Genomic DNA, 11283 nt, shown 5'->3' on the forward strand with positions numbered 1-11283 from the left:
AAAGCATGCCAAAACAAATAATTAGCTGATAATGAAGTAGAAATAGAATCAGGTACTTTCAGGTTATTGTCTAAAAATTAGACACTGTTGTCCAAGAATTAGACATACTCTAGGCATTCTTAAGTCCAATACCGAGGAACGACTCCTTCCTCACCGGGGAACGAGCTGTTCGGCACCGGGGAATGATTTGATCGGTAGGTAAGAACACAAAAAAGGAAATTTGGAAAAGTCTATTATTAAAAGAAAACTCTACCTTTGCCCACAGTTTTCAAAAAGATATAATTATTAAAGTTCACACATGAAACTACAGAAAAAACTATTTTTTGCACTTATCAGTATTATAATGGGTAGTTGCGACCTCATAGACTACCACCCTTATGATGTACGCATCGATGGTGAAACTGATATTAATGCTCATAACATTGAGCGAATAGAGAAAAACTGCAAAGATAAAAAGACGATCCGTTTTGTCACGATGGGCGATTCGCAGCGCTGGTATGATGAGACTCTTGATTTTGTTAACGACATAAATAAACGGGATGACATTGATTTCGTAATACATGGCGGAGATCTTAGTGACTTTGGAGTTACCGATGAATTTCTTTGGCAACGGAATATCTTGAACAAACTGAATATCCCTTATGTAGCATTAATAGGTAACCACGACTGCATCGGTACAGGAGAAGAAACCTTTCGCATCGTTTTTGGTGACACAAATTTTTCCTTTATTGCCGGAAGGATTAAATTTGTCTGTCTCAACACTAATGCTATAGAATACGATTACTCTCGCCCTATTCCGGACTTTGAGTTTTTAGCCAACCAGATAACTGAACGAAAAGAAGAATTCGACAAGACTGTAGTATCCATGCACATCCGTCCATTCTGCTATGAATTCAACAACAATATAGTACATGTTTTTCAGCGTTATGTCACCGAATTCCCGGGATTGCAGTTTTGTACAGCAGCACATGAACATAACGTATTCGAAGAAGATCTTTTCAACGATGGAGTCATGTACTATATGAGTGACTGTATGAAAAACCGTAATTACTATATATTCACTATAACCCCTGAAGGATATGAGCGCGAAGTGGTCTATTTTTAACCGACTGATATGTGTAACGGTTGTCTTGTCGGCATTTCTATTGCCCGTGTCTGCACAAGAAAAAGACACAATTGTTGTAGTGAAATATGATACAATATGGATGAAGGATTTCCCCGATACTATCATTACAAGTAAAATCCGTACGAACAGATACGACCGTCGCGTACACCGTTATCGCAGTCATTGGGAAGCTTTGATTCCCACACATACCAAATTGCAGTTCGCCGGTAATATGGGATTGCTCTCATTAGGAACAGGTTGGGATTACGGCAAGCGCAATCAATGGGAAACAGATATTTTCTTCGGTATTTTGCCTAAATACCAATCTAAGCGTACCAAGCTTACTTTTACTTTAAAACAGAATTATATGCCTTGGAGTATCGATTTGGGAAAGCAATTTTCAGTAGAACCGTTGTCTTGTGGTATGTATCTGAATACTGTATTTGGTGACGAATTCTGGGTAAACGAACCAGAGCGCTATCCCAAAGGATATTATGGATTTTCATCTAAAGTACGTATACATATCTTTCTGGGTCAGCGCATGACTTATGACATTGACCCCAAAAGACGTTTCATGGCCAAGGCGATCACTTTCTTTTATGAATTAAGCACTTGCGATTTATACATTGTCAGTGCCTTTACTAACAAATATCTAAAACCTAAGGATTACCTGAGTCTATCATTCGGACTCAAATTGCAATTATTATAAGTTATATTATTTTTATCCTTTGAAACTCCTCCAATAAAATTATTAACTTTGCATGCAAGAAAATCAATTAAGCACATGGCAAAGAAATTCGGAAATATACTTATTGTGGATGATAATCAAGGGGTACTGACAGCTCTGCAACTCTTATTAAAACCTCACTTTGAGCAAATAACCGCACTCTCGTCACCGGTAACTTTACCTAGCGTTCTGCGTGAAGAAAACTGGCAGGTAGTACTGCTCGATATGAACTTCACTTCAGGTATCAATACTGGTAATGAAGGGCTCTATTGGCTGCACGAGATAAAAAAACTTCACCCTGCCCTACCCGTTGTACTCTTTACCGCATACGCTGACATCGACCTTGCAGTAAGAGGCATTAAAGAAGGAGCCACTGATTTTATCGTAAAGCCATGGGACAATCAGAAGTTAGTTGAAACCTTACTCAATGCAGCAGCTTCCACCTTCAAAAAATCTCCGAAAGGAGAAGCCAATACCCCTGATACAAACCTCTCTTCTATGTATTGGGGAAGTAGTCCCATTATGCAGCAACTTCGCCTTTTGGTAGAGAAAATAGCCGTTACCGATGCCAATATTCTCATCACTGGTGAGAATGGAACAGGAAAAGAGATGTTGGCACGTGAAATACATGCCCTTTCTCCCCGCCATCGACAAGATATGATAAGCGTAGACATGGGAGCAGTGACCGAAAGCCTTTTTGAAAGTGAATTATTCGGTCATACGAAGGGTTCTTTTACCGATGCTCATGCCGACCGTGCCGGCAAGTTTGAAGCAGCCAATCATAGCTCTCTCTTTTTAGATGAAATCGGTAACCTCCCTTATCATTTGCAAGCTAAATTATTGACTGCCATTCAACGTCGAAGCATTGTCCGTGTGGGTAGTAATACTCCTATACCGGTAGACATCCGCCTTATCTGCGCCACCAATCGTAATCTTTCTGAAATGGTGGCTAAAGGCGAGTTCCGCGAAGATTTGTTATATCGCATCAACACCATACATCTCGAAATACCTTCGTTGCGTGAACGTCCCGAAGATATCATCCCCCTTGCCGAACGATTCATCATACGATTCTGCAAACAATATGATAAGACTCCGGTCAAGTTGACCGATGGCGCTCGTGAAAAGTTAACGCTTCACCCTTGGTACGGCAATATTCGTGAGTTGGAACATGCCATTGAAAAAGCCATCATTATCTGTGACAATGCTTTTCTTTCTGCTGAGTTATTTCAATTGCAACGCCGAACCGATACGCCCGAAGCATCCGCATCCACCTTGGAAGAAATGGAAATGCAAATGATACGTAAGACATTGGACAAATGCAGCGGAAATCTCTCTGCCGTCGCAGCCCAATTGGGTATCACACGTCAAACGTTATATAACAAGATGAAGAAGTACGGAATCTGATAAATCTCTATTATGCTTAGAAATATAAGTACATATTATCCTTTTCGTGTCACTATTAGTATTTTGGTAGCAGTTGTCACAGGAGCGTTGTGGACGAATATTTTCATTAGCTATTCGGTTTCTCGCAAATTAGGGGATTCCATATTCTGGGCAATCTTATGTACATTACTTCTTCCTCTCGTCTTGCGATGGCAACAGAAATTATACCGTCAACATATACGAAGAGTACTCTTCATGCTCGATGCAATCGAAAATAATGACAATGCCATACATTTCTCTGAAACGGAAAATAATGCAGATGCACGACTCGTAAACCAAGCGTTGAACCGGGTAGCTCACATTCTTTATAACGTAAAAAGTGAAACCGCCCAACAAGAAAAATATTACGAACTTATACTGGACTGCATTAGTACAGGCGTTCTTGTATTAAATGACAATGGTGCGGTCTACCAAAAGAACAGTGAAGCCTTGCGCTTGCTAGGATTAAATGTCTTTACCCATGTCAGCCAATTGGCACGCATAGACTCCCATCTTACCCGAATGCTTACAGATTGCCGTGCGGGTGACAAATTACAAATTCCTTTCAGCAATGAACGTGGCACTGTAAACTTTTCAATTCGCGTCAGTGATATTACGGTTCGTAAAGAGCACCTCCGTATTCTTGCCTTGAATGACATCAATAGTGAACTGGACGAAAAAGAAATAGATTCTTGGATCAGGCTAACCCGGGTATTGACGCACGAAATTATGAATGCAGTCACCCCGATAACTTCACTCAGTGATACTCTTCTGGGACTTACCGATTCGTCTCCTATCATTAGAGAAGAAATTCGCAGTGGATTGCAAACAATCAGTAGTACAGGTAAAGGATTGCTTTCTTTTGTTGAATCGTATCGTAAATTCACTCGTATCCCTACCCCAGAGCCTACGTTATTCTATGTCAAAAGTTTCATTGAACGCATGGTAGAACTGGCACGCCATCAATACCCTGACGTTCCTGTGACCTTCCACAAGAATATCACACCGGATGATCTCATCCTTTATGCTGACGAGAACTTGATTTCGCAAGTTGTTATCAACCTACTTAAAAATGCCATTCAAGCCATCGAATCCAATCCTGCATCAAACAATGAAGGCAGTATCCGAATCCATGCTTACTGCAATGAAGCGGAAGCCGTCTTGATAGAGATATCCAATAACGGACCTGCCATTCCGGCCGATATTGCCGAACACATCTTTATCCCTTTCTTTACAACCAAAGAAGGTGGCAGTGGTATAGGTTTGAGTATTTCACGCCAGATCATGCGTTTATCAGGTGGTAATATCTCATTGTTACCCGGTAAAGAAACTACATTTGTTTTGAAATTCAATTGAACTATTTATTCGTTATTATTGTTTAAATAAATAAATCCTTTAACACAAAAGATATGATATTTACAGCAGAAAACATTCTACTGATTGGTTCTATTTTACTTTTTGTCAGCATCATCGTGGGTAAAACAGGTTATCGCTTCGGAGTCCCGGCATTGTTACTCTTTCTTGTAGTGGGCATGCTATTCGGTAGTGATGGTCTGGGTTTACAATTTCATAATGCCAAAGAAGCACAATTCATCGGTATGGTTGCTCTTAGTGTCATCTTGTTTTCGGGTGGTATGGATACTAAATTTACGGAAATCAAGCCGATTCTCACTCCCGGTATTGTCTTATCTACTGTAGGGGTGTTACTGACTGCTATATTTACAGGATTATTTATATGGTGGCTTTCCGGTATGAGTTGGACTAATATCCACCTGCCTCTCATTACATCATTGTTACTTGCATCCACCATGTCTTCTACCGATTCTGCTTCGGTATTCGCCATTCTTCGTTCACAAAAAATGAATCTGAAACATAATCTGCGCCCCATGTTGGAGCTGGAAAGTGGAAGTAATGACCCTATGGCATATATGCTTACCATTGTACTTATTCAATTTATCCAGTCATCCGGAATGGGCGTTCCCCATATTTTAGGATCATTTGTCGTACAGTTCATTGTAGGTGCTGCTGCCGGTTATTTGCTCGGAAAATTGGCTATTCTCATGCTGAACCGGATAAATATCGACAACCAGGCATTATACCCTATTTTATTACTTTCCTTTGTGTTTTTTACCTTCTCCATAACAGATCTAATGAAAGGTAACGGTTATTTGGCTGTATACATTGCAGGTATGATTGTGGGAAATAATAAGATTACATATCGCAAAGATATCTATACATTTATGGATGGACTGTCCTGGTTATTCCAAATCATCATGTTCCTTTGCCTTGGCTTACTTGTCAATCCTCACGAAATGCTTGAAGTGACTGTAGTAGCACTGCTTATTGGAGTATTTATGATAGTAGTAGGCCGTCCTTTGAGTGTATTTCTCTGTCTGCTACCTTTCGGCAAAAAGATCACTTTCAAGTCACGTTTGTTTGTATCTTGGGTAGGATTACGTGGTGCCGTGCCCATCATATTTGCCACTTATCCGGTTGTAGCCCAGGTACCCGGTGCTCATGTTATCTTCAATATCGTATTCTTTATCACCATTGTTTCGCTGATTGTTCAAGGTACTACAGTCTCATGGGTAGCCCGTCTTTTGGGACTTTCTATGCCAATGGCAAAAACCGGTAATGAATTTGGAGTAGAACTGCCGGAAGAAATAGATTCCGATTTACGCGACATGACTGTCACCAAGGAAATACTCGAAAGCGGCAATACTTTAAAGGATATGAATCTGCCCAAAGGAACATTGGTAATGATTGTAAAACGTGGTGACGAATATCTTATTCCTAATGGTACACTGAAACTGCATGAAGGAGACAAACTACTTCTTATTTCAGAAAAGAACAAAGAATAAGAAATTTAGGCGACTTTTACAACCACCGGGAGCAATAAAAAAATTAAGAAACAACTTGCTTCGCATTAGTATAAGCCCTATATTTGCACGGTTTTAACTAAAGTGTGCAAAATACGAATGGAACAACAACAAGGCTTCATTGATTATATAGAACAAAGTATAATTAGAAATTGGGATTGCGATGCCCTGACTGACTACAAAGGAATTACTTTACAATACAAAGACGTAGCAAGAAAGATAGCTAAATTCCATATCGTATTGGAAAGTGCAGGGATCAAACCCGGCGATAAAATAGCAGTATGCGGACGTAATAGTGCTCATTGGGCAGTTACTTTCCTCGCCACTATCACATACGGTGCTGTTATTGTTCCTATTCTGCACGAGTTTAAAGCCGATAATATACATAACATCGTCAATCACTCCGAAGCCAAATTGCTCTTTGTAGGCGACCAGGCATGGGAAAATCTCAACGAAGATGCAATGCCCCTACTGATGGGGATTGTATTGCTAACAGACTTTACCCCGGTAGTTTGCCGGAACGAATGTCTGATGGAAGCTTTCAATCATCGCAATGCCACTTATGGCGCTCGTTTTCCTAAGAGCTTCCGTTCCGAGCATATCCGATATCGTAAGGAACAGTCTCCTGAAGAATTAGCTATCATCAACTATACCTCCGGCACAACGGGATACTCAAAAGGGGTTATGCTACCCTATCGTAGCCTTTGGTCAAATATTGCATACTGCCATGAGATGCTACCTGTTCGCCAGGGCGATCACATTGTATCCATGCTTCCCTTAGGTCATGTCTTTGGTATGGTATACGATTTCTTATATGGTTTTTCAGCCGGTGCACATATCTATTTCCTAACCCGCATGCCATCGCCGAAGATTATTGCACAATCATTTTCGGAAATCAAGCCACGCATTATTTCATGTGTGCCACTGATTGTAGAAAAGATTATTAAAAAGAATATTCTTCCACGAGTAGATAATAAAATCGGTAAGCTGTTACTCCGTGTCCCCATCATCAACGACAAGATAAAAGCTGCTGCCCGCAAAGAGGCTATGGAAATCTTTGGCAGCAACTTTGATGAAATCATCATTGGCGGTGCTCCTTTCAATGCTGATGTAGAACGCTTCCTTAAACAAATAGGATTCCCCTATACCATTGCATACGGTATGACGGAATGTGGCCCGATTATTTGCTCCAGCCGTTGGGAAACTCTGAAGCTTGCATCCTGTGGTAAGGCAACTTCCCGTATGGAAGTAAAAATAGCATCGCCTGATCCTGAAAATGTTGCCGGTGAAATTATTTGTAAAGGTGCCAACCTTATGCTAGGATATTATAAAAACGATGAAGCTACCTCCCAAATTATCGACATCAATGGCTGGCTTCATACCGGAGATCTCGCTACCATGGACGCCGACGGATATGTCACTGTACGTGGCCGCAGTAAAAACATGTTGCTTACCTCCAGCGGCCAGAATATCTATCCGGAAGAGATAGAAAGCAAACTGAACAACATGCCCTACGTAGCTGAATCATTAATTGTATTACAGCATGAAAAGCTTGTCGCCCTCGTTTATCCTGACTTTGACGATGCATTTGCCCATGGTCTCCAACAAGCAGATATCGTAAAAGCCATGGAAGAAAACCGGAATGAACTAAACCAGCAGTTGCCTGCTTATTGTCAGATCACAAAAGTGAAAATACACTTCGAAGAGTTTGAAAAAACGGCAAAGAAGAGTATTAAGAGGTTTATGTATCAAGAAGCAAAAGGATAATCTCCCTAAAAGCACATACATTTCATTAAGTCTTTTTAGTTAACAAAGTTATAAGCATAAGATATAAAATCTAATAAGTGTTATAAAACATACTTTTTTCTTTGGATTATTTGCAAATACGTCAGAAGTCCGTATCTTTGCAATGTGTTTTTCATAGTATTAGATTTAAGGTTAACAAAGGTTGGAGTACAGCGGTACTCCTTTTTTTTGCTCCATACTCAACCTCGATATTTAATATTTACTACTAAAGTGTAGATATATCAGAATAATAGCCTATTTTTACAGAAACAAAACAAACCGGAATCAATGCTATCATTATGGATATACGTACATTTATAACTAACTATCAGGAAGCATTTGGAATGCAGGCCGAATTACCTATCGCCTTTTGGTATTCAGATGAAATGGAAGCGCCGACTGAAAAGGTGAACGGTTGCCTTTTTAAATGTATGCGACTGGTCAGAGACGGAAAAGTCATAAGTCTCAGTAATGAAACAATTACTTGTGGAGGTGGTAAGTTCTATACAGGCTTTACAGAGATGCCCGAACGTGTCCCCGGCTTTGTTTCACTGAAAGAAAAATATAAAAAGACACCTGAAATGGTACTCGATTTTATACAAGAGATACAAGTTCCCCAAGCAGACAAAACTTATTTGCATTTTGCCCGTATAGATCAAATATCATCTTTTGACCAAGTAGAAGGTATCATGTTCCTAGCTACACCCGACATGTTATCCGGACTGGCTACTTGGGCATACTTCGATAATAACGCATACGATGCCGTGTTCTCTCCCTTCGGTTCAGGTTGTTCTTCTGTTGTTACACAAGTCATCCTTGAAAACAGGAAGCAAGGAAAACGAACCTTCTTAGGATTTTTCGATCCTTCCGTACGTCCTTATTTCGAGGAGAACATACTAAGCTTCACTATTCCTATGTCGCGTTTTAAAGAAATGTATCACACTATGCGCAGTAGTTGCTTGTTCGATACACACGCATGGGCGAAAATAAAAGAAAGATTGGAACTTTCCTCACCAGCAAGGACTGTAAATCAAAATCCGACTCTTATCTCATTTCCTATTTTTCCTGATATTCTCTTACGCGAGGTTACTTTAAAAGATGCTGCTGCAATCTATCATGCCATCGACTCCCATCGTGAATATCTGAGGACATGGTTACCTTTTGTAGATAAGATGCATTCGGTAGCCGATGAAGAATCCTTTTTGAAAAGTGTACTTTCTGTTCCAGCAGAACAATATGAACCGATATTCGGGATATGGAATGACCGCAATGAATTCTGCGGATTAGTAGGATTCCACTTCTCTGATTTTGCTAATCATCGCACAGAGATAGGTTATTGGCTGCTCCCTGAATATCAACACCGGGGAATCATGACAGCCAGTGTTCGCAGATTATGCCAATGGTTGGTAAATGAAAAAGATATAAAACGTATACAAATTCGTTGTGCCACCGGCAATGCAGCAAGCAATGGTATCCCTCTCCGCCTCGGTTTTCACCATGAAGGAACGGAACAAGCAGGAGAACTACTTGCCTCAGGAGAATTTACGGATATACATGTATATAGTATTTTGAAAGAAAAGGTATTAGCTACGATGAAATAACTGATACAACCCTTGTAAAGATATAAAGCAGAATCAAATCATTATTGAAAAACCTTAGAATAAAATAGTATGAATAAACTATACATCGTTATTATATGCCTGCTTAATGTAACAAAGCTCTGTTCACAAGAAATTATAACTGAAGCTAACTATCTGAAAGAAGACAGCACTCTTTGGATGAATTTTGAAAAACAACAAAAAACATTAAGTCAATATTGGGAAACTATGCCCGAAAAGAATGATAGTATTCAACATCTTTTTGAAGATATCTACAGAAAGACTGCAAAAATGAACATAGAATTAGCTATGAAATATGCTTCAGTTCCTAGTGGACTGCAACGTCTATATATGACCCGTCTCGATATATCCAAAGATACTTTAGAAAGCATACTAAACTCACTTAGCAATGAAATTCAGGAGTCTTTCTATGGCAAAAATATTAAAGAACACCTACAAACCGATCAAATTCAAGAAGGCGATTCTATTTACACATTCCCGTGTATTCAAACAGATGGAAAAGAATTTGACTGGAATACTACCAGTGGAAAACAACTACTCATACTCTATGGTGGATTGGGCTGTATGGGAAAAAGTGGACGCGAAGAATTGGAGTTATTGTATAATCAAACATCAAATGAGAATTTTCTAATAATAGTATACTGGCCTTGCAGTTCGCTAGAACATCTACGAGAAGTAAAACAAGAATATCCTTCTGAATATATTTTCATTTCTGACTTTAAACAAGATTCAAGTCCCATGAAAATCAAATATGGCACACAAGCTACTCCTACTTGCTTCTTAACAGATAAGCAACATATAGTAAAAGTAAAATGTACAGGTCTACACATGGAACGATTCAATAAGTATATTAGTCGTACTAAATAAAAAAAACAGAAAGCTATTGAAATAATTATGGAACAAGAAATTCAACTCAACGATCACAACAAACAGGAGTACCCTCCTATGCATACCTGCGAGCACATTATCAATCAGACAATGATTAGGATATTTAATTGTGGACGTTCTGTATCAGCACATATCGAACGGAAGAAAAGTAAACTTGATTATCGTTTGGAAACCTGCCCTTCAGAAGACCAAGTGAAAAAGTTGGAAGAAGCAGTAAATGAAGTGATCGCACAACATCTACCAGTCACCACAGAATTCATTTCACAAGAGGAAGCAAAAGGACGTTTCGATTTGCAACGATTACCTGAAGATGCTTCTGAAACAGTACGTGTAGTAAAAGTTGGAGATTATGACGAATGTCTTTGCATTGGTACACATGTAATCAACACATCAGAGATTGGAACCTTCAAAATCATCAGCCACGACTGGGATGAAGAGACTAAACGTTGGAGGATGCGTTTTAAATTAGTTTGAAAATCAATAAAATTTAAATAAATAAGATTACAAAATGACATAATACAAGTAAAATAGTCAGCGTATAAGTGACAAATAGTCAATTTAGAAGATTAAATTCTATTGGCACAAGGTTTGTTTTTTAGCTAATGAACAACGATTCAGCAAACAGATAGTAGTAGAAACAACACTAATGCTTGAAGATTGACGAACCTGAGTTTAAACCTAAATTGTATGTTTAACTTAAACGAATAGGAGATTATGACTATGATGCCTGTAAGAAGAACTCAAAATTGGTTGCCAAGTATTTTTAATGATTTCTTTGACAACGACTGGATGGTAAAAGCAAATGCAACCGCACCTGCCATCAATGTATTCGAGACTGAAAAAGAGTACAAAGTAGAA

Annotated in this window: 9 protein-coding genes and 1 pseudogene; all 10 read left to right on the forward strand. The window is 39.2% G+C overall.

From position 1 onward, the window contains the following. Positions 1 to 298 precede the first annotated feature (298 nt). Positions 299 to 1105, forward strand: coding sequence for a metallophosphoesterase (locus tag Q1W14_RS05710; protein WP_300699828.1), 807 nt, complete (start codon positions 299 to 301; stop codon positions 1103 to 1105). Beyond that, complete coding sequence (locus Q1W14_RS05715; RefSeq protein WP_300699829.1) at positions 1080 to 1814, forward strand: hypothetical protein; 735 nt, start codon at positions 1080 to 1082, stop codon at positions 1812 to 1814. Before Q1W14_RS05710 ends, Q1W14_RS05715 begins: the two co-directional genes overlap by 26 nt. A 75-nt stretch (positions 1815 to 1889) precedes the next feature. After that, positions 1890 to 3236 carry a sigma-54 dependent transcriptional regulator gene (locus Q1W14_RS05720; RefSeq protein ID WP_300699830.1) on the forward strand — a complete coding sequence of 449 codons (1347 nt, stop codon included), beginning with the start codon at positions 1890 to 1892 and terminating at the stop codon, positions 3234 to 3236. Between the two features lie 12 nt (positions 3237 to 3248). Continuing rightward, a complete protein-coding gene (locus Q1W14_RS05725) occupies positions 3249 to 4610 on the forward strand; it encodes an ATP-binding protein (RefSeq protein ID WP_300699831.1) in 1362 nt (453 codons plus the stop codon). 53 nt (positions 4611 to 4663) lie between these two features. Then, positions 4664 to 6115: a potassium/proton antiporter gene (locus Q1W14_RS05730; RefSeq protein ID WP_300699832.1), complete on the forward strand. Its 1452-nt coding sequence runs from the start codon at positions 4664 to 4666 to the stop codon at positions 6113 to 6115. Positions 6116 to 6232: 117 nt separating this feature from the next. Continuing rightward, positions 6233 to 7900: an AMP-binding protein gene (locus Q1W14_RS05735; protein ID WP_300699834.1), complete on the forward strand. Its 1668-nt coding sequence runs from the start codon at positions 6233 to 6235 to the stop codon at positions 7898 to 7900. Between the two features lie 317 nt (positions 7901 to 8217). Further along, entirely contained in the window at positions 8218 to 9519 is a 1302-nt protein-coding gene (locus Q1W14_RS05740; RefSeq protein ID WP_300699836.1) for a GNAT family N-acetyltransferase, read from the forward strand. Positions 9520 to 9588: 69 nt separating this feature from the next. Continuing rightward, a complete protein-coding gene (locus Q1W14_RS05745) occupies positions 9589 to 10404 on the forward strand; it encodes a hypothetical protein (protein WP_300699838.1) in 816 nt (271 codons plus the stop codon). A 27-nt stretch (positions 10405 to 10431) separates the two neighbouring features. Further along, positions 10432 to 10899 carry a hypothetical protein gene (locus Q1W14_RS05750; RefSeq protein WP_300699839.1) on the forward strand — a complete coding sequence of 156 codons (468 nt, stop codon included), beginning with the start codon at positions 10432 to 10434 and terminating at the stop codon, positions 10897 to 10899. Between the two features lie 246 nt (positions 10900 to 11145). Next, a pseudogene (locus Q1W14_RS05755) lies at positions 11146 to 11283 on the forward strand (Hsp20/alpha crystallin family protein); the annotation flags it as partial.

Origin of the sequence: Bacteroides sp., assembly GCF_030151085.1 — a bacterium.
Classification (GTDB): domain Bacteria; phylum Bacteroidota; class Bacteroidia; order Bacteroidales; family Bacteroidaceae; genus Bacteroides.